The sequence below is a fragment of the Vicinamibacterales bacterium genome, from assembly GCA_035699745.1.
GTDB lineage: Bacteria > Acidobacteriota > Vicinamibacteria > Vicinamibacterales > 2-12-FULL-66-21 > JAICSD01.
Map to the genome: position 1 here is coordinate 1 of DASSPH010000107.1, position 23,328 is coordinate 23,328.

General features: G+C 69.3%; 17 protein-coding genes. 3 read left to right on the forward strand and 14 right to left on the reverse strand.

The genetic code is table 11. The annotated features are described in order from the left end of the window. Positions 1–712 precede the first annotated feature (712 nt). Positions 713–1,879: a tetratricopeptide repeat protein gene (locus tag VFK57_24355; protein ID HET7698873.1), complete on the reverse strand. Its 1,167-nt coding sequence runs from the start codon at positions 1,877–1,879 to the stop codon at positions 713–715. 156 nt (positions 1,880–2,035) lie between these two features. Between VFK57_24355 and VFK57_24360 the strand changes: the two genes are divergently transcribed. Together VFK57_24360 and VFK57_24365 are read left to right on the forward strand one after the other, a co-directional pair. Then, entirely contained in the window at positions 2,036–2,476 is a 441-nt protein-coding gene (locus VFK57_24360) for a hypothetical protein (protein ID HET7698874.1), read from the forward strand. Between the two features lie 56 nt (positions 2,477–2,532). Next, positions 2,533–4,209 carry a carboxypeptidase-like regulatory domain-containing protein gene (locus VFK57_24365; protein HET7698875.1) on the forward strand — a complete coding sequence of 559 codons (1,677 nt, stop codon included), beginning with the start codon at positions 2,533–2,535 and terminating at the stop codon, positions 4,207–4,209. A 188-nt stretch (positions 4,210–4,397) separates the two neighbouring features. Here VFK57_24365 and rho read toward each other — a convergent pair whose 3' ends face one another. The 3 genes from rho to VFK57_24380 form a co-directional block, all read right to left on the reverse strand. Beyond that, positions 4,398–5,648, reverse strand: coding sequence for a transcription termination factor Rho (gene rho / locus VFK57_24370; GenBank protein ID HET7698876.1), 1,251 nt, complete (start codon positions 5,646–5,648; stop codon positions 4,398–4,400). 329 nt (positions 5,649–5,977) lie between these two features. After that, positions 5,978–7,099 (reverse strand): AmmeMemoRadiSam system radical SAM enzyme, encoded by a 1,122-nt coding sequence (gene amrS / locus VFK57_24375; GenBank protein HET7698877.1) that lies wholly within the window; start codon positions 7,097–7,099, stop codon positions 5,978–5,980. A gap of 18 nt (positions 7,100–7,117) precedes the next feature. After that, on the reverse strand, positions 7,118–8,065 hold the full coding sequence (locus VFK57_24380) for an MBL fold metallo-hydrolase (GenBank protein ID HET7698878.1): 948 nt from the start codon (positions 8,063–8,065) through the stop codon (positions 7,118–7,120). Between the two features lie 54 nt (positions 8,066–8,119). Here VFK57_24380 and VFK57_24385 point away from each other — a divergent pair, with 54 nt between their 5' ends. After that, a complete protein-coding gene (locus VFK57_24385) occupies positions 8,120–8,488 on the forward strand; it encodes a CoA-binding protein (GenBank protein ID HET7698879.1) in 369 nt (122 codons plus the stop codon). 30 nt (positions 8,489–8,518) lie between these two features. Here VFK57_24385 and VFK57_24390 read toward each other — a convergent pair whose 3' ends face one another. The 10 genes from VFK57_24390 to VFK57_24435 all read right to left on the reverse strand — a co-directional run bounded on the left by VFK57_24390 (position 8,519) and on the right by VFK57_24435 (position 23,327). Further along, the gene (locus tag VFK57_24390) at positions 8,519–10,900 is read right to left on the reverse strand and encodes an FtsX-like permease family protein (GenBank protein HET7698880.1); all 2,382 of its coding nucleotides are present in this window, start codon (positions 10,898–10,900) and stop codon (positions 8,519–8,521) included. Positions 10,901–10,910: 10 nt separating this feature from the next. Further along, positions 10,911–11,576, reverse strand: coding sequence for a hypothetical protein (locus VFK57_24395; protein HET7698881.1), 666 nt, complete (start codon positions 11,574–11,576; stop codon positions 10,911–10,913). Between the two features lie 60 nt (positions 11,577–11,636). Further along, a complete protein-coding gene (locus VFK57_24400; protein ID HET7698882.1) occupies positions 11,637–14,078 on the reverse strand; it encodes an ADOP family duplicated permease in 2,442 nt (813 codons plus the stop codon). 41 nt (positions 14,079–14,119) lie between these two features. Then, a complete protein-coding gene (locus VFK57_24405; GenBank protein HET7698883.1) occupies positions 14,120–16,246 on the reverse strand; it encodes a S9 family peptidase in 2,127 nt (708 codons plus the stop codon). A gap of 55 nt (positions 16,247–16,301) precedes the next feature. Continuing rightward, entirely contained in the window at positions 16,302–17,690 is a 1,389-nt protein-coding gene (locus tag VFK57_24410) for an FAD-linked oxidase C-terminal domain-containing protein (GenBank protein HET7698884.1), read from the reverse strand. Further along, positions 17,674–18,876, reverse strand: coding sequence for a pyridoxal phosphate-dependent aminotransferase (locus tag VFK57_24415; GenBank protein HET7698885.1), 1,203 nt, complete (start codon positions 18,874–18,876; stop codon positions 17,674–17,676). The genes VFK57_24410 and VFK57_24415 overlap by 17 nt, the downstream gene beginning before the upstream one ends. A gap of 3 nt (positions 18,877–18,879) precedes the next feature. After that, entirely contained in the window at positions 18,880–19,386 is a 507-nt protein-coding gene (coaD, locus tag VFK57_24420; GenBank protein HET7698886.1) for a pantetheine-phosphate adenylyltransferase, read from the reverse strand. Then, a complete protein-coding gene (rsmD, locus tag VFK57_24425) occupies positions 19,376–19,918 on the reverse strand; it encodes a 16S rRNA (guanine(966)-N(2))-methyltransferase RsmD (GenBank protein HET7698887.1) in 543 nt (180 codons plus the stop codon). Before rsmD ends, coaD begins: the two co-directional genes overlap by 11 nt. 73 nt (positions 19,919–19,991) lie before the next feature. Next, positions 19,992–22,748: an ATP-dependent DNA helicase RecG gene (gene recG, locus VFK57_24430; GenBank protein HET7698888.1), complete on the reverse strand. Its 2,757-nt coding sequence runs from the start codon at positions 22,746–22,748 to the stop codon at positions 19,992–19,994. Further along, entirely contained in the window at positions 22,749–23,327 is a 579-nt protein-coding gene (locus VFK57_24435) for a hypothetical protein (GenBank protein HET7698889.1), read from the reverse strand. Position 23,328 lies beyond the last annotated feature (1 nt).

Sequence of the window (23,328 nt, forward strand, 5' to 3'; positions counted from 1 at the left end):
GACGGCGACGTGGGGCGTTCCAGCGCTCTCTGAATCCGACCACACGCGGCCTCGAATGAGCGGGATCTTCATCGTCGAAAAGTAGCCGGCGCTGATCCGTTGGAGAAGCGGTGCTCCGCCGCGTGTGATGTCCTGTCCGGGAACTTCGACCACCGACTGTTGACCCGACTCGGGTGGCATCCCGCTGTTCGAGGCGAGCGCGATCGATTCGACTTGCGTACGAGCGGACGCACCTCCTCCGGAAACCGTCGCGGCGCTTCCTTGGCGAACTGGTCGAAGAGCGGCTGAAGGCGCTGTTCGGCCATGCGTGGAGTGACACCCCGTTTGAGACGGGCCTGGACCGGCCAAGCCCGGGCGCCGACAGATGCAAGGGTCGGATCGAACGTCAGATCAAGAGGTACGAGAATCTCCGGACCAGTGGCAAAGGATTGACGTGGCAGCACCCCAATCACGGTGTAAGACTCGCGGTTCAAGTAGAGCGTCTGCCCCAGTGCCTGAGGCCGCGCGCCGAAGTGTCGCTGCCAGAACCGAAAGGTGAGCACGACGACCCTCCGGGCCTGCTCGCCCGCCGGCCCGTCCGCCTCGCTGAAGACTCGTCCGAGCAGGGGTCTTCGATCAGCGCGGTGTTGTCGAGCGCTGGCGCGCCTGCCGGCGTGCTTCGTCCGGTGGTCCGTCAGGCCATCGCGCGCGTCCGGCCGCGGCCGGTCATCGATCAACGAAGCAACGTTGCTACTCGTCCTCCGATTCCCTCCGTTCCCTCCGTTCCTCCGTGTGAGATCCGTTCCCTCCGTCCCCCTCCGTTAACTCCGCTGGCGCCAGCCTGGCGCTTCCACTCCTTCTCCAGGTCAGCCGCGGTGACGTTGAACACCAGCAGCGCCTGATCGAACGGCGTGCCGTTGCTGACGTACTGCAGGAAGACCGGGAAGTTGGCGCCGAGGCGCTGCGACAGGATCCTGGCGCCCACGTAGCTCTGCGCGTACGCGAGCGCCGCTTCGTCGCCGTCGGAGGTCCTGAACGCGGCGTCGAGGCTGGCGAGCGGAATCAACTCCCCTGCCGCGCGCAGCCGCGCCGTCAGCCACGTCCGGTCGCCGCCCTCCAGCAGCGTCGCCAGGCCTTCGTTCAGCCAGCCCGGCACCCGCGGAAACATCTGCTGCACCAGCGCGTGCACGTACTCGTGCGTGACGATGCGATCGAGCTCGGCGGGGTTCTTCAACGCGCCCAGCACCGGGATCCGGATCCGGCCATCGTAGGCGGCGGCCGCCCACGACGGCGACTTGGTGATGTCGCGGAACTGCTGCCGCGTGTAGAGGATCGCGGTCACCGTATCGGACGGGTACGTGTTCAGCGTGCGGCCGATGCGCGCATAGGCGGCCTCGAGCGTGTTCGAGACCCGCGTCGCGATCGCCTGCTGCTCGGGCCCCTCGAACATGACTGTGAAGCGCGCGGTCGGCCTGGCGGCGAAGGTGTCGTGCAGCGCCGCTTCCTTCTTCCACTCCTCGAGCTGCTGGTAGATCGCCCGGCTGCCGGGCGCGAGCTTGACGACTTTCTCGTACGACTTGATCGCGAGGTCGAGATCGCCCTGGCTGTAGGCGATCTGTCCCAGCATGTAGTGGGCCTGCACGTACTCCGGCTCGATCTGCACGGCCTTCTTCAGGTAGTTGATCGCCTGGTCGGGGCGTCCCGTCAGATGCGCCGCCATGCCGGCGCCGGTGAGCGCGCGCACGTCGTTGGGATCCGCGGCGAGAACGGCGCGGAAGGCGGATGCCGCCTTCTCGCCGTCTCCGCGCTGGATCGCTTCCCATCCCGCCCGGGCGGGATCCGTCTGTGTCACCTGCGGCGCGCCGGCCAGCAGCGCCAGGAGAAGCAAGGATGTCGGCATGCGCGCGAGCCGGGCAAGCGGCGTGCCCGCGGAACGACCGCGGGATGGCTGACGGACGCCGCCGCCGCCGTTACGGAATCGTCGCCGCGGCCCCGGTCTCGTAATCGGCATGGCGGCGCGTGTTATCGTGGGATCGCCTGCCCGCTGGAGGGTCCCATGGTCGTGAAAGCCGCGCTCGCCTGTCTCGTCGCCGTCGCCCCGTTTCTACCGGCGCAGGAAGAGCGCCCGAAAGTGCCGAAGGACTCGGTGATGGTCGTGATCACCGGCTGCATCAAGGGCCGCGTGATCCGCGCCGCCGACGTCCGTCAGACCGACACCACCTCCGGCGTCAACATCCGCAGCACGACATTCAGGCTGGCCGGCAAGAAAGACGTGATGAACGTCGTCAAGGAGCAGGACGGGCAGCGCGCCGAGGTCACCGGCCTGATCAAGAAGTCGGCGCTGATCGAGCCGGGGATGAAGTTCAAGGGCGGACGCGTCGTGATCGGCGGCGGGACGAGCGCCGGCACGACATCCTCGCTGCCGAGCCCGGCCGAGAACGTTCTCGTGCTCGACGCACTCGCCGTGCAGGGCCTCGGCACCAGCTGCGCGTACTGAGCCCCTGGCCTCGCATTCCGGCAGCGGTGCTACACTGCCGCCGCTCAGGAGGGCCCGTGACGTCATGTCTTGCTGTCATGCTGCTGGTCGCGCAAGCCACGAGCTATCAGGCCGCGTCCCCGCCGCCGCGCGACGTCGTCACGCAGAAGGGCACCGCAACGGTCAAAGGGAAGGTCGTGACCGCCGACACCGGAAAGCCGCTCCGCCGCGTGCAGGTGTCGCTGTCCTCGCCTGACCTCACCGAATCCCGATCGATGAGCACGACCGCGCAGGGGCTGTTCGAATTCAAGGACCTGCCCGCGGGCCGGTACAACCTGACCGCGTCGCGCCCCGGTTTTCTTCAGGTGCAATACGGCCAGCGGCGGGTCGGCGAAGCGGGACGGCCGCTGCAGATTGCCGACGGGCAGCAGATCACCGATCTCAGTCTCGCCCTGCCGCGGACCGGATCGATCGCCGGCCGGATCACGGACGAGGTCGGCGAGCCGCTGGCGAACGTGAGCGTGTTTCCAGCCCACTGGCGCTACTTCCGCGGCCGCAAGCGGCTGGTCCGCGCCCCGGGAGGCGCCAGCTTCAATCGCACCGACGAAACCGGCCAGTACCGGATCACCGGACTCGAACCCGGTGACTACTTCGTGATGGCCACGACGCGGGACACGTGGACGGTCGACGAGAACCCGAAGGAGCGCATCGGGTTCAATACGACCTACGCCGCCGGTACGGCGAACCCCGCCGATGCGCAGCCGGTCAAGGTCGTCTCCGGTCAGGAAGCGATCGCGCCCGACTTCGCGATGGTGCCCGGGCGCGTCGCCTCGATCTCCGGCACGGCCAGCGCGTCATCGGGGGCGCCGCTCGCGGGCGAGTCGGTCGAGGTCTCGCAGGAGTTCATGAGCCCTTCGGGCGGCTCGACGTTCGGCATGCCCGGCACCAAGATCGGCGCGGATGGCAGCTTCACCATCAAGTCGCTGGCGCCCGGCGAGTATCGCCTCACCGTGCGCAGGCCGGGCGACAAGGAACGAGGCCTGGAAGGGGCCACCACGATCGTCGCGCTCAGCGGGGAGGACGTGTCCGGCGTGCTGCTCGTCACCGGAGCCGGCGGCACGATCTCGGGTCGAGTGGTCGCCGACAGCGGGGCGCCGCTGCCCGCTCCGGATCAGCGGATGCGCGTCAATACGCGGCCGGTCGACGCCGCCACCACGTTCACCGCGTTCAATGCGGACAACGGGCGCGTCAAGGACGACTGGACGTTTGAAGTCAAGGACGTCATCGGCCGGCATTCGCTGTCGGTCACGTCGCTGCCGGCCGGGTGGGCCGTGCGATCGATCGACTATTTCGGCAAGGACCTGGCGGACACCTCGATCGACGTGGCGAGCGGGCAGCACATCGAAGGTGTGACCATCGTGCTCTCGAAGACGCTGCCGACGATCGCCGGGACGCTGCTCGACCAGGCGAATCGCCCGGCCGACGGATCGGTGCTGATGTTTCCCGAGGACGCGGACAAGTGGGAGGAGAATTCGCGGTTGATCCGGACGGCACGTCCCGACGCGGCCGGCGTGTTCGAATTCCGCCACGTGGTCCCCGGGGAATATCTCGCGGTGCCGCTCGAGTACGTCCGGCCGGGCGACTGGTCGGATCCGGATTTTCTCCGCGGGCTGAAGGAACAGGCGACGCGGGTCCGCGTGGATGCGGCCGGCGTCACCGGATTGTCCCTGGTGCTGAAGCGCCCGCAGCACTGACGTACCACCCGATCGGCCGATCGCCCGATCACCTTCAGCCGCGCTGCATCGAGTTGAGGAAATCTTTTCTCTCCGAGGGGCTTCGCCCCTCGGACTCCCCTGCACGCTCGTTCGCTCGCGGCACCCACTGACGCGTGAGGGCGCCGCTCGGCTCACTCGCGTGGCTCGCGTCGCTGCGCTCCGCTCGCCTAAGCGCGCTGCATCGAGTTGAGGAAATCGGCGTTCGACTTCGCCTTCCCCATCTTGTCGAGCAGCAGTTCCATGCCCTCGGTCGCCGACAGCGGCGACAGCACCTTTCGCAGCACCCAGACGCGATTGAGATCCTCGCGCGGCATCAGCAATTCTTCCTTGCGGGTGCCGCTCTTCTGCAGATCGATCGCCGGGAACACGCGCTTGTCGGACAGCTTGCGATCCAGATGGATCTCCATGTTGCCCGTGCCCTTGAACTCCTCGAAGATCACGTCGTCCATGCGCGAGCCGGTGTCGATCAGCGCGGTGGCGATGATGGTGAGCGAGCCCCCCTCCTCCACCTTGCGCGCCGCGCCGAAGAACCGCTTCGGTTTCTGCAGCGCGTTCGAGTCGAGGCCGCCCGACAGGACCTTGCCCGACGAGGGGATGACGGCGTTGTAGGCGCGCGCGAGCCGGGTGATCGAGTCGAGCAGGATGAGGACGTCCTTCTTGTGCTCGACGAGCCGCTTGGCCTTTTCGATCACCATCTCCGCCACCTGCACGTGGCGCTGTGCCGGCTCGTCGAACGTCGAGGCGATGACCTCGCCGTTCACCGAGCGCTGCATGTCGGTGACTTCTTCCGGCCGCTCGTCGATCAGCAGGACGATGAGGTACACCTCGGGGTGGTTCTTCGCGACCGACTGCGCGATGTTCTGCAGCAGCATCGTCTTGCCGGTGCGCGGCGGCGCGACGATCAGCCCGCGCTGGCCGCGGCCGATCGGCGTCATCAGGTCCATGACGCGGCCCGAGAGGTTGTCGGACGCCGTCTCGAGGGTGAACTTCTCCTGCGGATAGAGCGGCGTCAGGTTCTCGAAGAACAGCTTGTCGCGGACGTGCTCGGGGGCCTCGAAGTTGACCGCCTCGACCTTGATCAGCGCGAAATAGCGCTCACCCTCCTTCGGCGATCGGATCTGCCCCGAGACGGTGTCCCCGGTCTGCAGGTCGAACTTGCGGATCTGCGACGGCGAGACGTAGATGTCGTCGGGACCGGGCAGGTAGTTGTAGTCGGGCGCGCGGAGGAAGCCGAAGCCGTCGGGCAGGACCTCGAGCACGCCTTCCGAGAAGATGAAGCCGCTCTTCTCGGTCTGCGCTTTGAGGATCTGGAAGATCAGATCCTGCTTGCGCATGCCGGTGGCTCCCTGGACGTTGAGGTCCTTGGCGATCTGCGTCAGCTCCTGGATGCTCTTGTCCTTCAGATCCGCGAGATTCAGGCGCTCCTGCCGCGGCGGCGCGGGTGGCGGCGAGGCGGCGGCGGGCGCCGTCTGGGCCCTGGGAGCGGCCGGCGGCGGCGCGGCCGCCGGTGCGGGCGCCGGCGGCGGATCGGCGGCTACCGGATCGGCGGCTCCGGGATCGGCGGCGGGCGGATCGGCCACGGCCGGCGCCTCCGGCGGCGCCGCGGCGGCGGAGGCTTCCGGCGCGGGTCGCGGCCGGGCGCGCCGCGGAGCATCGGCGGCGGAGTCCTTGCGTTTCTGATTCGGCATTGGGTATCGCGTGGAATTGAACGGAACGGTTGGTGGGCGGGACGCAGTATAGACAGTCCCTAGAACATCCGCAACCGCCTTGTGCCCGGGAGGAACGGCGCCGACGCGATCTGGCCGTCGAATGCCGCCCCCCAGCGCCCCGGGATCGCCGTGCCGCACTGCGGACAGCGCCCCTCGGGCGTCAGGTGGTATGCGCGAATCAGATAGCCGTACCGCTCGACCAGCAGCGCGGCGCAGTGGTGGCAGCGGGTGTTCTCCAGGTCGCCGACGCGGCCCGGGATGTTGCCGGCATAGACGTAGCGCAGCCCCGCCTCGCGGGCGATCGCCGCCGCGTTCATCAGCATCTCCGGCGTGGTGTTCTCCGGGTCGCTCATCCGGTAGTCCTTGTGGAACGCGGTGACGTGCCACGGGATGTCGGGGGAAACGGAGGCGATGAACGCCGTCAGCCGGCGCAGTTCGTCGGGATCGTCGTTGAAGCCGGGAATCAGCAGCGTGACAATCTCGAGCCAGATCCCGAGCGCGTGCAGGCGGCGGATCGTGAACAGGATCGGATCGATCCGTCCGCCCAGCTGGCGGTAATGGCGATCGTCGAAGCTCTTGAGATCCACTTTGTAGAGATCGATCCACGGCCGCAGGTAGTTGAGCACCCGCTCCGTGCCGTTGCCGTTCGACACGAAGGCGGTCATCAGCCCGGCGGCGCGCGCCTGCTTGAAGATCGCCACCGCCCACTCGCTGGTGATGAGCGGCTCGTTGTAGGTCGAGACGACCACGCGCGCGCCGAGCCGCTGCGCATCGGCGACGAGCGCCTCGGGCGCCGCGTCGACGGGCGGCGACACCGCACTGGGATCGCGCAGCGCCTGCGACGTGACCCAGTTCTGGCAGTACGAGCAGTGCAGATCGCAGCCGAGCATCCCGAAGCTGTAGGCGAGCGCCCCGGGATGCGCGTGGAAGAACGGCTTCTTCTCGATCGGATCGCACTGCACGCCGCCGACGTACCCCCATGGCACGTGCAGCCGCCCGTCCCGGACGAAGCGCACCTTGCACACCCCGACCGCCCCCTCGGGGATCGGGCACTCGTGCCCGCACGAGTAGCAGCGGATCCGCCCCTTGGTGAGCGGCTCGATCAGCTCGGGGGCCGCTTCCGTAGTGCGCGCCTCGAGAACGTCGGCGAGAGTCGCCATAAAGTATTTCTCTACCGGCTACCGGCTACCGGCTACCGGCTGCCGGTTACCGGCTGCCGGCCGTTTCGACGCCATCCAGACCAGCGCACCCGCCGCCGCCATGGCTCCGGCGCCGGCGAGCACGGCGGGCAGCGGATCGGGCGGCAGCATCACCACGCCGGTCTCGTCGGCGACCGCCGCCTGCCTGGCATAGCGGCCGAACGCCGGCCGCTCCAGCCGATCGAAATTGTCGGCGAGGACCGTCAATTCGTCGCGCAGGTCGCGGCCGCTCGACGGCTGGCCGTGGCCCGACACGATGAGGTCCGGCGCCAGGCGGACCAGCGCGCGGAACGACTCGCGCGCGCGATCCCAGTCCTGAGTGTAATAGGCCGGCGGCCCGTGCAGCTCGCGGCGCTGCGTCAGGACCGCCGCCATCGACTCTTGTTTGGTCGTCGTGAGCGCGTCCGCGGCGAGGAGCGTCCTGTCGAGATCGCGGAAGAGCGAGACGTGGCCCGGCGTGTGGCCGGGGGTGTGAACCCAGCGCCATCCCGGCGCGTCGGGGACGCTGCCGTCGGACGGCAGCTCGTGTACCCGGCCGCCGAGATCGATCGGGCCGCGCGGATACAGCCGCGACAGGAGCGCCATCGCACCGCGGCCGACGAGGGGATCCGGCGGTGGATACGGCGACCGTCCCGTGAGGTACGGCAGTTCCAGCGCATGCGCGAATATCGGTACGTCCCAGTCCGCCAACAGCTCGGCTTCATTCAAGGCGCCAACGTGATCGAAGTGCCCGTGCGTGAGGACGATGGCGGATGGGCGTGTGCCGGGGCCGAACCGCGCCTCGGCGGCCGCGCGGATGGCAGCGCCGTATCCTTGCAGCCCCGCGTCGACCAGGATCCAGCGCGAGCGATCGCCGAGCGCGGCGATGTTGACGAACGCGCAGCGCATGAACGCCACGCCAGGTGCGACCTCGGTGAATCGAGCCATCCTGCGCCTCCTTGGAGCCTGACCGTGTCGGCCCTGACGTGCGAGAATCGATCCATGAAGACCGTCGCCGTGATCGGCGCCTCATCCAATCGCGACAAGTTCGGCAACAAGGCGCTGCGCGCCTTCGCGCAGCGCGGCTATATCGTGATTCCGATCAATCCCGTGGAAACCGAAGTCGAAGGCTACCGCGCGTTTCCCTCCGTGCTCGACGTTCCGGGCGACATCGATCTCGCGACGGTGTACGTGCCGCCGCCGGTCGGCGTTCGCGTCATGGATGACCTGGCGAAGAAGGGGATCGCGGAGGTCTGGCTCAACCCGGGAGCGGACGGGCGCGCGGTGATCGAGAGAGCGCAGTCCCTCGGCTTGAAGACGGTGCGCCAGTGTTCGATCATCGCCATCGGCGAGAGCCCCGCCCACTACTGACCCAGCGCTGCCGAATGCCGGCTCAAACGATCATTCGGCGCGGAGCGCGGCGATCGGATCTACCCTGCCGGCTCGTCGGGCCGGGGCCCATGCGGCGACCATGCCGGCCAGCAGCACGATTGCGCTCGCCGCGGCGAACGACGGCGGATCGAGCGGCACGACGCCGAACAACAGGCTGCCCAGAACGCGGCCGCCCCAGATGGCGAGCGCGATACCGGCGGCGAGGCCGGAGGCGAGCGGCACCGCGGCCTGCCTGAGGACGTGCCGGTTGACGCGCTCACGGGTGGCACCCAGCGCGAGCCTGATGCCGTATTCCCGCGTGCGCTCGGTCACCACCGCGGTCATCACGCCGAAGACGCCGACGATCGACAGCGCGAGCGTGAGCAGCCCGAACGCGCCGACGACAATCGCGTTGAACCGGTACGGCGCCAGCTCGCGATCGAAGTCCTCGTCCAGCGACCCGAGCACGAGGCGTGCGTCCGGCGGCGCGGACAGCGCGCGCCGCAGCGCGCCGCGGGTCGCCGGCGACTCGTCCGCATCAATGACCAGCGAGGCAACCGAGAAGCGCGCGGGGTCGAACGGCACGTACATCGCGGGAATCGCCGCGCGGCGCGCCGATCGCCGTGCGTCACCGACGACTCCGATCACCGTCCGCGCCGGTTGCCGCGGCGCGTGCACCACCCGGCCGAGGCACGCGGTCGCATTGCCGCACATCGTCCGTGCCGCCGTCTCGTTGAGCACGCCAACGGGCGACCCCGTCGCGCTCTCTTCATCGGTGAAGTCGCGGCCGGCGAGCAACGGGATGCCGATTGCCGCGAAATAGCCGGAGGACACGCTGTAGACACCGCCGCCGTCTTCCACTCGCCGATCGGACAGCGGCGCGTCGGGTGCGACGCCGGAGAACGGCGCCGCGAGCGCCGCGCCGGCCGCGCGGACCCCTGGTATCGCCCGGATCTCATTCAGCCGGGCGCGATAGAACGCGGCGCGCGCCGCCGTGTCCGCGCGAAGGGCGCCGCCGCGACGGACGACGTGCGCCGGCAGATCGAAGCTCACGACCATCCGGCGCGTGTCGAAGCCGAGATCCTGCGTCAACAGTGCGAGGAGGCTGCGCGCCACCAGGCCGGCGCCGACGAGCAGCGCCACGCAGATCGCGGCCTGGATCGCGACCAGCAGTCCCCTGCCGCGGCGCGGCGGGTCCCGCTGCAGCCGCGCGAGGCGAAGCCCGTCCCCGCGATCCGCACGCGAGAGGCGGAGCGCCGGCAGCACGCTGAACGCCGCGGCGGCCAGCATGGCGGTGACGATTGCGAAGCCCAGCGCCCGCACGTCGAACGCCGGATCGGCGACGCGCGCCAGCGCTGGTGGAAGTCGATCGGCCAGCACGCGGAAGCCCAGGTAGGCGCCGGCCAGGCCGGCCGCGGTCCCAAGCGCGGCAATGCAGAGTGCTTCGACGAGCAGCAGCCGGATCAACCGCCCGCGAGTGCCGCCGAGCGCGGCGCGGACCGCGAGTTCCCGGCCGCGCGCGGTTCCGCGCGCCAGCATCAGGTTCGCGAGATTGACGCACGCGACGATCAGCACGATCGCGGCCGACGACAGCAGCAGCCACAGCACCGCATCCTGCCGGGCCGCCATCTCCTCGCGCACGGGCACGAGACGCAACGCCGTCTTGCCGGGGACCAGTTCTTCCCCATGGACGCCGCTCAGCTGCGCCTCGGCGGCGGCCGCAGTGACGCCCGTGCGCAGGCGGACCAGCGGTGTAAACGGCGCCATCGTCCCCCCCGCCGGCGCGTCTGGCATCAGCGTCACGCCGTCGGGCGCGTTCACCAGCGGCAGGCGAAGACGCGGCGGCAGCACCCCGACGACGTGAAAGCTCTGATCCGGAAGCGCACTCGCATCCATCGTCCTGACCGCGGCAGGCAGGACGCGACCGACGACCGACGGATCGCCGCCGAAGTGACGCATCCAGGCGCGATGCGACAGCAGCACCGCGCGCGTCCCTGAGTCTTCGGCAGCGAACGAACGCCCGAGCAGCGGCCGGACGGGGGCCAGGCCGAGATAGTCGCGCGAGACCGGCGTCAGCGACAGGAGGTCGAGTCCGCTGCTCCCGCGGATGTAGATGCGGGTGTCGCGCGGCTCGGCGGGCCCGATGCGATCGAAAAGTCCGCTGGCGCGCGCCGCGTCGACGGCCGACACCGGCAGGAATCCGAATGTCTGCCTGGTCTGGATGTCGGCGATGCGCAGGACGAACAAACGATCGGCGTCGGCAAACGGCAGCGGCCGGAAGAGCACCGAGTCGGCGATGCTGAACACCGCGGTGTTGGCGCCGACGCCGAGGGCAACGGTGAGCACGGCCACCGCCGCGTAGCTGCGATGGCGGTTCAGGAGTCGCAGCGCGAAGCGCAGGTCCTGGAGCATGGCATCGGGCTCATTCGGGAAACTTCTTGATCTCCAGCCGGGTGACCTGGACGTTCAGTCCCGGCCCCAGTCGCACGCCGGCGATTCCGTCCGGGCCAACCTTACCACGCGGCATCTGGTGCACTTCCTTGTCGCCGATCAGGAAATGCACGGCGTCCTGCATCGCGCGGATCTCCAGCGTGTTGGTCGGCTTCACGCCCTTCGGCTCCCGCATCGCGGTGGCGACCCGCCAGTCGACGACGACGGTGTCCTTGCCGCCGTTCCTCGAGACGATCTGATACATGCCATCCTGGCGGACGAGGAATGCGGTGTAGCGGCAGGTGTCCTTGTCCAGGTCGGTCCCGGACACGAAGAGGCCGTACGGCTGCGGCGCGGGCAGCGTCTTCTGCTGGGTGAACGCGGCGATCACCGTGTAGTCTTTTTCCGCCTTCACATCCGGTTTGTAGTAAATGCCGCCAGGTCCGCCGGCGAACACGATCGCGTCCTTCTCCATCTGGACCGTGCCGGTGTCCTTCGTGTTCGGGTCGTCCAGCCGTGCCTTCCAGCCGTCCGGGAGGCGGCTCACGGGGTTTGCGGCATCCTTCGGCGGAGCGACGGATTTCGGCGCCTGATCGGCCGACGGCGAGGAGCACGCCAGGGTGCCGGCGGCCACGAGCACTGCGAGGATCGATCTCATGTGTCTCTCCTGGCTGTGCTCCATTGCAACGAGCCGTCCAGCTCTCCGCAACCAGCCCGGCTATTCGGCGCGCAGCGCCAGCATGGGATCCACGCGCGCGGCTCGCCGCGCCGGGATGAGCACGGCAGCTGCGGCGGCGACCACCAGAATCGCCACCGATCCTGCGATCGTCGACGGATCGTCGGGAGCCAGCTCGAAGACGAGGGAGCGCAACACGCCGCGGAGCGCCAGGAGACCACCGAGGCCGGCAAGCGTCGCTGCGGCGAGCACCGCGGCTGTGCGGCCGCCGATGGACGCCAGCAGCCGCCGGCCGTCCGCGCCGAGCGCCACGCGGATGCCCATCTCGCGCGTGCGCCGGCTCACCCCGTAGGCGACGACGCCGTACACGCCCACCGCGCTGAGCAGCAGCGCCGAAACAGAGAACGCCGCGTACAAGAAGGCGTTGAACCGGCGCTCCGCCAGCGAACGCTGCACCAGGTCGTCGAGCGTGCGGATCTGGTCGACGACCGCGGCAGGCTCGAGGGCGTGAATCGCGCTGGTCACCGCGGGCGCGAGCGCCATCGGCTGATCGCCGCGGGCGAGCAGCGTGACGCCGCCATCCCCGCTGAAGGGGAGATAGAAGATCGAGAGCGGCTCCGAATCGAGGCCGCGATCCCGTACGTCAGCGGCGACGCCGATGATGCGGTACCGCCGCGCCGGCGCGCTGCCCGCCGCGGGCCTGGCGAATGACACGACGTCGCGGCCGAGCGGATTGACGTCGGCGAATCGACCGACACGGGTGGAGGCGATCGCGATCGGCTCGTCGCCCGTCATCTCGCGCGGAAAGGCCGTCCCCGCCACCAGCGGAATACCCATGACCCGGAAGTAGTCCGCGGTGACGCGCACTTCCGTCACGTTGTTTCCGCGGGTGTACAGTCTCGTCGACGCCACGCCTTCGACGCTGAGACTGGACTCGTAGTGCCCGCCGGACATCAACACGTTGTTGGTGAGCGCGGCGCCCTGTACGCCCGGCACGCCCTGCACGGCATCCAGTACGTTGCGGTAGAACACCGACCGCTCGGCGACGGCGGTTCGGGAGAGCCTCGCGGGGGGCGTGATCTGAAGCGTCAGCACACGCGGGGTGTCGAGGCCCGGATCGACGCGCAGCACGTTGGCGAAGGAGCGCAGCACCAGTGCACCCGCACCGACCAGCATCACGGCGAGCGTGACCTCGCCGAAGACCAGTGCGTCGTGGGTCCAGCCCGGACGGCCGGTCGCGCCCGCGCCGGCCTTTTTGATCGCGGCGGCGAATTCCGCGCGCGACTGCCTCAGCGCCGGCAGCAGGCCGAAGACCACGCCGACTGCGAGAGATAACAGGATCGCGAACACGGCGATGCGTCCATCCATCTCCGGGAGACGGACCGTGGCGAACCGCGGAGGCAGCCGCGCCAGCAGAAGGCCGAACGCCGCCCTGGCCAGCAGGAACCCGAGCGCACCGCCGACGAGCGAGATCGTCACCGCCTCGACGAGAACGAGCCGCGCCAGCCTGGCGCGGGTCGCTCCGATCGCGGTGCGGATGGCCAGTTCCCGCGCGCGCTCGGCGCCGCGGGCGAGCAGCATGTTGGCGACGTTCACGCAGCCGACCAGCAGCACGGCGATCGCCGCCACGAGCAGCAGCGCCGCCGCACTGCGCGTGCCCTTGCCGACCATGGCCGACGCCAGGGGCAGCATTCGTACGCCGTCGAAGGCCCCGGGCCTCGCGTTCGTCGGCCGGTAGCGCGGACGCACGGCCTGCTGGGCGGCGTCCAGTCGCGCCTGTGCATCCGCCGGCGACACGCCTCGCGCCAGCCTTCCGATGGCGCGATACCCGCGGATGTTGTGATCCACCCGCTGGGCCGCCGGGACGATCAAGGGACGCAGGATGTCGACCCGCTGCGCGTTGGACGAGACCGTCGACACGGGAAAGAGGAAGTCCGCGGGCAGGACGCCGACGATCTCGGCCGGGCTGCCGTCCACATCGACGTGTCTGCCGATGACAGCCGGATCGGCGCCGAAATCGGTGCGCCACATCCCTGATGAGATCAAGACGACTGCCCGGGCTCCCTCGCGGCAGTCATCGGCAGCGAAGGCTCGACCCAGCGCCGGCTGAACCGCGAGCGTCGGAAGGAAGTGCTCGTCGACCGGCGCTGCCAGGAGGCGGCGCGGTTCGGCCCCTCCGCTCAGGACGACGAGCGTGGTGTGGCGAGCGGCGCCCAGGCTGGCGAACACACCGGTGTCGCGCCACGCCAGGTAGTCGCCCACCGCTCCGGACACGCGGCTCGCGGTATCCCCCTTGTTGGCGCCGACGATCTCGTACAACTCGTCCGGCTGGGCGTACGGCAGCGGCCGGTACAACAGGTTATCGGCCACGCTGAACATCGTCGTCGTCAGCGCGACTCCGAGCGCGACGGTCAGGATGGCGACTGCGGCGAACGCGCGCTGCCGCGCGAAGGAACGAAGCACGAAGCGTACGTCCTGCAGCATCGGACCTCCTGCACTTCAGACGCCCGTCAGGCGATCTCGGCTTACTGCTCGTAGGTCGTCGTGGTCTTCCCCTGCAGCCACTTGTCCATCCAGCCGACGATGTGCTGGAGGCGCTCGATGCGGTGCCATGGCTCGCCCGAGCGTGAGAGCTCGTGCGTTTCGCGCGGAAACCGGACCATCACCGTCGGGATGCGGCGGTACTTCAGGGCGCGGAACATCTGCTCGCCGCCCTCGCCCGGCGGCGTGCGATAGTCCAGATCTCCGAGGATCAGCATCAGCGGCGTCGTGACCTTTCCGACGTGCGTAATTGGCGAGCGCGCGTGGAAGTCGTCGGGATCCTCCCATGGCGCCTTGCGGAACCAGGTGGGCTGGAACAGCGTGAAGTCGGCGGTGAACCAGAAGCCGTACCAGTCCGCGATGTCGCGCTGCGACACGGCCGCCCTGAACCGTGGAGTCTGCGTGATGGTCCAGTTGGTCAGCAGCCCGCCGCCGCTGCCGCCGGTGACCCCGAGGCGATTGGCGTCGACGTAGCCGCGCTTCAGCACTTCGTCGACGCCGGCCATCAGATCCTTGTAGTCGTCCCCCGGATAGCGGTGCTGGATCAGGTTGCCGAACTCCTGGCCGTAGGTGGTGCTGCCCCGCGGGTTCGTGAACAGCACGACGTAGCCTTTCGCCGCCATCCACTGGAACTCGTGGGTGTAGACGTTGCCGTAGGCGCTGTGCGGGCCGCCGTGGATCTGCAGGATCAACGGGTACTTGCGCGACGGATCGAAGTCCGGCGGCTTGAGGATCCAGCCCTGGATCCTGCGCCCGTCGAAGCTGGAATACCAGATCTCCTCCGGCTCGCTCTGGGCGATCGACGAGAACAGCGTCTCGTTCACGTGCGTGATCAGTGCGGGCTGCTGCGGCGCCGCCCCGTTCTTGACGATCGCGAGATCGCCGATATTCGTCTGCGTCGAGATCGTCGCGGCGATCGACGCGCCGTCGCGCGAGGCGGTGTAGGCGACGACGTCGTGGGCTCCGGCCGTCACTGGCTCGATCCTGCCGGTGGCGACGGTCACGCGCTGCAGGTTCGAGCTGCCGTGCTCCCCTGCCGTCACGATCACCGTTCCGCCGTCCCGGCTCCAGACGATCGGCTTCGGCTGCTCGCCGCGCGGCGCCGCCTGGTCTCCGCCGATGCCGCCGTTGACGTCGAAGTCGTACGCGGCAGTGAGATTCTTCGGCGCGCCGCTGCCGCCGACGTCGGCGATCCACAGGTCGGGTTGGCTGTACGACCGCACCGGTTCGCCGCGGAAGCTGCCGACGAATGCCACCCTCTTCCCGTCCGGCGAGAGCGCGAACGTGCCGATGCCGCCGTCGATGCTCGCGACCCGCGCGATGTCTCCGCCGGCGGCGGGGACGCGGTAGAGATCGGAATCGGGCAGGTTGTAATACGACTCGGCCACGCGGTCCGAGACGAAATAGATGTGCGCGCCGTCGGGCGACCACTGCGGGCCGCGCTCGTCGAACGCGCCCGTGGTGATCTGCTTCGGCGACGGCTTCTCCCCCGCGGCGCTGAACGCGACCGTCCAGATGTGCGACCGCCGATCGGGATCGGTGTAGGCCGGATTGCCGTTCGCGCGATACACCGCGCTGGACACCACCTTGACGTCGGACTTCCGCTCCGGCTTCGCCGCCGGATCCGGCTTCTTCAGATCGTCGGCGGTGGTGGTGCTCGAGAAGGCAATCGTGCGCCCGTCGGGCGACCACACCGGCGCGCTCGCGCCGCGCGGCAGCGCGGTGAGCGGCCGCGCCTCGCCGCCGTTCATCGGCAGCACGTGGATCTGCGGCATGTCCTTCTCGTCCGGCCGGACGAACGCGAGCCATGTCCCATCCGGCGCCCACCGCGGCGAGGCGTCCCGGGTGCCGCTCGTCAGCCGCGCCGGCGGACTTCCGCCCGCCGCCGGAACGACGTAGATCGCCGACTCGTACTTGTTGTCCTTCTCGTTGACCACGACCTGCACGAAGGCCACGGTTCCGCCGTCGGGGGCGATCTGCGGGTCGGCGATCCAGGTGAACTTGAACAGGTCGTGCTCGGTGATGGGTCGCTTCTGCCGGGCGGGCGCCGTTGCCGAGCCAAGCGCCACGGCCAATGCGACGGCCAGCGCCGTCCGCGTACTGCTAATCATGCCGGGATACTAACAGCGGGGACGGCCAGCCGCACGCCCGACCTGACGGTCGGGCTTACTGGGGGAAGATCTTTCCGGGATTCAGGATACCGTGCGGATCGAAGGCGCGCTTCACGGCCTTCATCGCCTCGATCGTCGCGGCGTCCAGCTCCAGGCTCAGGTACTTGGCCTTGGCGAAGCCGATGCCGTGCTCGCCGCTGATCGAGCCCTCCAGCGCCACCACGCCCTGGAAGAGCGCCCGCTCCGCCTCGTGCGCGCGGCGCATCTCGTCCGCATCGCCCGGCGTGACCATGATGTTGACGTGAATGTTGCCGTCCCCGGCGTGGCCGAAGCACGGGATGCGGAGGCGGTAATCGCGCTTCAGCCGCTCGACCAGTTCGAACAGCTGCGGGATGCGCCCCTTGGGAACCACCACGTCGTGATTGAACTTGATCGGCGTGATCGTCTTCAGCGCCGGCGACAGCTCGCGGCGGACGCGCCAGATCTCCTGCCGCTCCGCTTCGTCGCGGGCACGGAGCACTTCGGTGGCCCCCGCGGCGCGGCAGGCCTGCTCGCACCGCGCCGCTTCCTCGACGACGGACTCCGCCAGTCCGTCGACTTCGAGCAGCAGCAGCGCGCCGGTGCCCGCGGGCGCCAGCGCGCGGACGCCCAGGTAGGCCGCCACCGCTTCGAGCGAATCGCCGTCGATCAGCTCCACCGCCGCGGGAACCACCCGCGCCCTGATGACGTGGTTCACCGCCTGCGTCGCCTCGCCGATCGTGGCGAACGTCGCCCGCAGCGTGGACTGCACCGGCGGCTTCGGCACCAGCCGCAGGACGATCCGGGTGATCACCGCGAGCGTGCCCTCCGATCCGACCAGCAGGTGCGTGAGGTCGTAGCCCACCACGTTCTTCACCACCTTGCCGCCCGTCTCGATGATCGCGCCGCCGGGCAGCACCGCCTGCAGGCCGAGCACGTAGTGCTTGGTCGTGCCGTACTTGAACGCGCGCGGCCCGCCGGCGCATTCGGCGACGTTGCCGCCGATCGCCGAGATGCGCAGCGACGCCGGGTCCGGCGGATAGAACAGGCCGACGCGCTCCACGGCGTCCTGGATCGTGCCGGTCACGGCGTTCGGCTCGACGACGGCGATCAGGTTCTCTTCGTCGATCTCGAGGATGCGGTTCATCCGCTCGAGCGAGAGGACGACACCGCCGTGCAGCGGAACGGCGCCGCCGGTGTATCCGGTGCCGCCGCCGCGCGGGACGATCGGCAGCCGGTGCGCGGAACAGAGCGCGAGGATCGCGGACACGTGGTCGGCGCCGTCAGGAAGGACGACGACGTCGGCCGGGTGGCCGCGCTTCATTCCGTCGGCGCCGTAGGCTTCCAGCGCCGCCGCATCGGTTCGCACGTGCTCGGCGCCGACGATGGCGCGCAGCGCCTCGAGGATGTCAGACGGAAGTGGCACGAGCGCCTGCGCGCGCGGCGAGGAACTCCAGGATGCGCTCGGTTCCCCGCTCGAGCTCCTTCATCGACGTCGCGTAGGAAATGCGCAGGAATCCCGGCGCGTCGAATGCCTCGCCGGGCGTCAGCGCGACGCGCGCCTCGTTCAGCAGCGCGGTCGCCAGTTCGGCGGAGGTGCGGAGGCCGTCGGGCGAGAGAAATTCCGACACGTCCGGGAACAGGTAGAAGGCGCCGGACGGCTTGACCAGCCGGATGCGCGGCTCCACCGAGAGCCACTGGCACAACTGATCGCGCCGGCGGCGGTACTCGTCGAGCATCTGGGTGATGCAGTCCTGCGGTCCGCGCAGCGCGGCTTCCACCGCCTTCTGCGTGATCGAGCAGACGTTGGAGGTCGAATGACTCTGAATCGCGTTGCAGGCGTTGACCAGCGGCTGCGGCCCGACCGCCCAGCCGCAGCGCCAGCCGGTCATCGCGTACACCTTGGACGCCGAACCGCACAGCACCGATCGATCGCGGTTGTGGGCCGCCAGCACGCCGATCAGATTGTGCGGCACCGGTTCGTAGATCAGCTTGTCGTAGCAGAGATCGAGCAGGATCCAGATGCCGCGGGTGTTCGCTTCGCGCGCGATGGCGGTCAGCGACGCTTCGTCGATCAGCGCGCCGGTGGGGTTGGCCGGCGAGTTGATGATGATGCCGCGCGTCCGCGGCGTGATCGCCGCCAGGAACATGTCGGCGGTGAGCCGGAACCCGGTCTCGGGCTGCGACCGCACGATCACCGGCGTGGCCTCCGCCAGCTTGATCTGCTCCACCAGCGTCGGCCAGCCGGGCATGTGGGTGATCACTTCGTCGCCGGGGCCGAACAGCGCCAGCACGCTGTTGAAGAGCGCCTGCTTGCCGCCGGCCGAGCAGATCACCTCGGCCGAGGTGTAGTCCACGCCGTTGTCGGCGCGGTAGCGCTCGACGATCGCGCGCTTCAGATCCTCGGTGCCGGCGTTGGCGGTGTACTTGGTGAAGTTGGCGTCGATGGCGCGGTGCGCCGCCGCCGCGATGTGGGCGGGCGTCGGAAAGTCCGGCTCGCCGGCGCCGAAGTCGATCACGTCGACGCCCTGCGCCTTCAGTTTGATGGCGTCCGCCGCCACCTTCATCGTCGGCGACACGGCGATCCGGCCGCTGCGTGCGGAGAGTTGCATTCGTCAGGCCCTCAGGGTTTCGCGGCCGCGCTTCTTCCGGCGCAGCCGATCTTCGACCAGCGTCGGCACCAGGCCGGTGACGGAGCCGCCCAGGGCGACGACTTCCTTGACCAGCCGCGAGCTCACGTAGCTGTACTTTTCCGCCGGCATCATGAACACGGTCTCGACGTCGGGGTTGAGATGGCGGTTCATCAGCGCCATCTGCATCTCGTATTCGAAGTCCGAGATGGCGCGCAGGCCGCGCACGATCACGCCGGCCCGCTTGCGCCGAGCGTACTCCACCAGCAGCCCGTCGAACGTGTCCACTTCGACATTGGGATACCCGGCGAACACCTCGCGCGCGATCTCGACCCGCTCGGCCACGGTGAAGAGCGGCGCCTTCTCCACGTTCAGCAGGATGCCGACGACGATCCGATCGAAGATCCGCGAGCCGCGCTGGATGATGTCCACGTGGCCGTTGGTGAGCGGATCGAACGAGCCGGGATAGATGGCGAGCTGCTCAGCGTTCATAGAAGGACAACGCGCTGTCGCCGGCGGTCACGGTTCTCGTCCGGCGCAGCCCGGCGTGCGCGTCGGGTGGCGCGTGGCGCGCCGCGTGCTCGACCACGACCCGCGTGTGCGCGGCGGCGAGCGCGGCGGCGCCGTCGAGCGCCTCCCGGGCGGCGCCATGCGCGTACGGCGGATCGAGGATGATCAAATCGAATACCTGGCCGTCGAGTCGCGTCACCGCGTCCGCCAAGCCTGCGCGGATGATAACAGGTTTCCCCGCCGCGCCGATGCCCAACGCCTCGAGATTCGCCGCGATCAACTTCACCGCCCGCGGGTCGCGCTCGACGAACGTGACGCTCGCGGCGCCGCGGCTGAGCGCTTCGATCCCGATCGCGCCGGTGCCGGCGTAGCCGTCCAGCACGCGCGCCCCCGGCAGTGACGGCCCGAGAATATTGAAGAGCGTCTCGCGCAGCCGGTCCGACGTCGGCCGCAGCCCGTCCCAGGCGGGGGACTTGAGCAGGCGTCCGCGATACCGGCCGGCGACAACTCGCACCGGCCAATTCTGCCACGCGCCTGACCCGGTCTCGTCTGCCCGCTGAGACGGGCGGCGCCGCCGCTGAACGGAGTCAGCCGATCCCCACCAGGCCGAATCGCTGCTCCCAACTGGTGTTCACCAGGGCCGTCAGCGCGTCCGCCTGCTCGACGTCGTCCAGCGCGGCGACCGCTTCGCGGCGGGCTTCCTCCATGAGCGCGTGGTCGCGCAGCAGATCGCCGACGCGCAGCGTCGGCAGGCCGGACTGGCGGGTGCCGAAGAAATCACCCGGCCCGCGCAGCTGGAGATCGCGCTCGGCGATCTCGAAGCCGTCGGTGGTCTCCGTCAGCGCCTTGAGGCGCTCGCGCCCCTGGTCGGTGAGGCCGAACTGGTGCAGCAGGATGCAGTACGACTTGTGCGCGCCGCGGCCGACGCGGCCGCGCAGCTGGTGCAGCTGCGAGAGCCCGAACCGTTCGGCGTGCTCGATCACCATCACCGTGGCGTTGGGCACGTCGACGCCGACTTCGACGACCGTCGTCGACACCAGGATGTCGAACTCGCCGCGCACGAACGCGCCCATGACGCGGTCCTTCCCGTCCTGCTTCAGCCGGCCGTGCAGCAGCGCCAGGCGGAAGTCGGGGAACACGTCCTGCTGCAGGTGATCCGCCATCTCGGTCGCCGCCTTCAGATCCACCTTGGCGGACTCTTCCACCAGCGGATAGATGATGTAGGCTTGGCGCCCCTGCTCGATCTGCTGCCGCACGAACGCGTACACGTCGTCGCGCCGCGATTCCGGACGCGCCGTGGTGAGGATCGGCTGCCGCCCCGGCGGCATCTCGCGCATGACCGAGACGTCGAGGTCGCCGTAGGTGGTGAGCGCCAGGGTTCGCGGGATCGGCGTCGCCGTCATGACGAGCACGTCGGGGTGCAGCCCTTTCGCGCGCAGCGTCGCGCGCTGCAGGACGCCGAAGCGGTGCTGCTCGTCGATGATCGCGAGACCCAGCTCGCGGAAGGCGACGTCTTCCTGGACCAGGGCGTGCGTGCCGATCGCCATGTGCATCGATCCGCCGGCCAGCTCGGCGAGCATCTCGCGGCGCCGCCGGGCGGGAGTGGCGCCGGTCAGCAGCGCGAGGCGGAACCGCGACGATTCGAGCAGACGGCGAATGTTGAAGAAATGCTGCTCGGCGAGAATCTCGGTGGGCGCCATGAAGGCGACCTGGAGCGCGTTCTCCATCGCGACGAGCGAGGCCATCAGCGCGACGATGGTCTTGCCCGACCCGACGTCTCCCTGGAGCAGGCGATTCATCGGCTGCGGCCGCTGCATGTCGGCGACGATCTCGCGGATGGCGGTCTTCTGATCGCCGGTCAGCCTGAACGGCAGCACCTGGCGCACGGCGTCGCGCACCTTGTCGGTCACGATCACCGGGCGCGCCTTGCGCTCGCTGTCGGCGCGGCGGCGGCGCAGCACGATCCCGAGCTGGAACAGGAAGAACTCCTCGAAGATCAACCGGCGGTGCGCGGGCGAGCGGAAGGCATTGAGCTCCTGCACCGAGGCGTCGGCCGGCGGAAAGTGCACCTGCTCGAGGGCGTCGCGGCGATCGATGAGCTGCTGACGGCGGCGCACGACCGCGGGCAGCGGATCGGGCAGCGCCGGGGGCAGGGACTGCAGCGCCTGATGCACCAGCGCCCGCTGCATCTTCGCGGTGAGCTGACCGGTCTTCTCATAGATGGGCACGATCCGCCCGGTATGGACGGTCGTCGCCTCGCCGGCGGCGTCCTCCTCCTCGCCGGCGCCGCCGAGGACCTCGTACTGCGGACTCTGCATCTGCAGGCCGTGCGGCGTCAGCTCGAGCTTGCCGAAGAGGATCACGCGCTGATGGGGATGGAAGACGTCCTTGAGGAAGGGCTGATTGAACCAGATCGCGCGAAGGCTGCCGGTGGCATCGCGCACCAGCATCTCGAAGATCCTGAAGCGAGGGCGCCGCGTGGGACGGATGCCGGAACTGAGCACCTCGCCGGACACGGATGCCGCGACACCCGGACGGAGCGACGCGATCGTCTGGAAGTGGCCGCGGTCCTCGTAGCGCGTCGGGAACCGGTACAGCAGATCCTCGACGGTGGACAGGCCGACACGCTTGAGATCCGCGGCGCGGCGCGGACCGACACCTTTCAGAAATTGAAGGGGACCCTGCAGCGGATCCGCGGCATCCGTCATTGAACGATGACCGCAGTCCCCTGACCGATCCGGATCTCCTTGATCCCGGAAGGCAGCGCGAACGGTTCGTCCATGTTGATCCCGTCGGGATCGTCGGGCGTTCGCGAGTAATAGCTGAGGAGCTCCTGCAGCAGCGACTTGGGCACGGTTACGCCGGAGATCTCGGCGGACTCGAGCTGAAAGCGCCCGACGCCGCGGTTCGTCGTCAACGTCCCCGCCGCGGTGATCGGCAGCCGGCCCGTCAGATATGCCAGCGGATCCATCCAGCCGCGCGCCTTCTGCGTGCGGACCGCGTCGAGGTCGACCATGGCGCGGCCGGTGACGCGGCCGTTGCCCACGCCGCGAATGTCCGGTTCGGCGATGCCGACGGGAATCTGCGGGCCCGCGAGGTAGCGGAGATAGGCGTTGACCTCGACGTCGCTGACCTGGATGGAGCGCGCCGCGCCGGACCTGGGCGGCACCAGGGAGTTCTTCTCGATCTGCGCCAGCTTGGCGGCAAAGCGCGTCGCGTCCTGCCTGGAGAGCGGCTGCAGCGGCGGCGCCTCGGCCGCGCCGGCGGCGAGCGCGAGCGTGCAGACGACCGGGAGGAGACGCAACTGAAAGACCTGCATGGGCACCCTCGGGGCGCTGGCAGATCTAGTGTAACTCCTTACCTTCCCGGGCGGCTCTGGCGGCGCGCGCGTTCTGGCGCGCGCGCGTCAGCAGTTCGAGCTTCTGCTGCTCCATCCGTTCCTCGAACACCCGGAACCGCGCCTGCTGGCGCACATCGAGCGTCTCGTCGACCGCGTCGTACGCGCGCTTCAGCTCGGCGGCGGAACGGTCGTCGGCGTCCTTCAGCGCTTTCACGAGCTCGGCGAGGCGGGCCTCGTCCTGGCTGCCCGTCTTTGGATCGAGCAGGCGACGGATGTCGCCGAGCGTCCGGTTCTTCGCCTGCTGCTGGCGGCGCCGGGTTTCCTGCAGCGCCTTGAGCCGCGTCACGAACCGGCCGTACTGCGCCTCCGACAACTGCAGCGCTTCCTGCGCCTGCAGCACCATGAACGCCTCGAACCAGCGTTGAATCTGCGGCGCCGAGATCCGGGCGGGATCCGGCAGGCCGGGCATCGGAGCCGGCGCGGGCGGCTGCTGCGGCGGCGGCTGCTGAGCCGCGGCGCCCGTCGCGCCGAGCGCGATGGTGAGGACGAGCGTGACGACGACAACGACGGTTTGCAAAGTCATG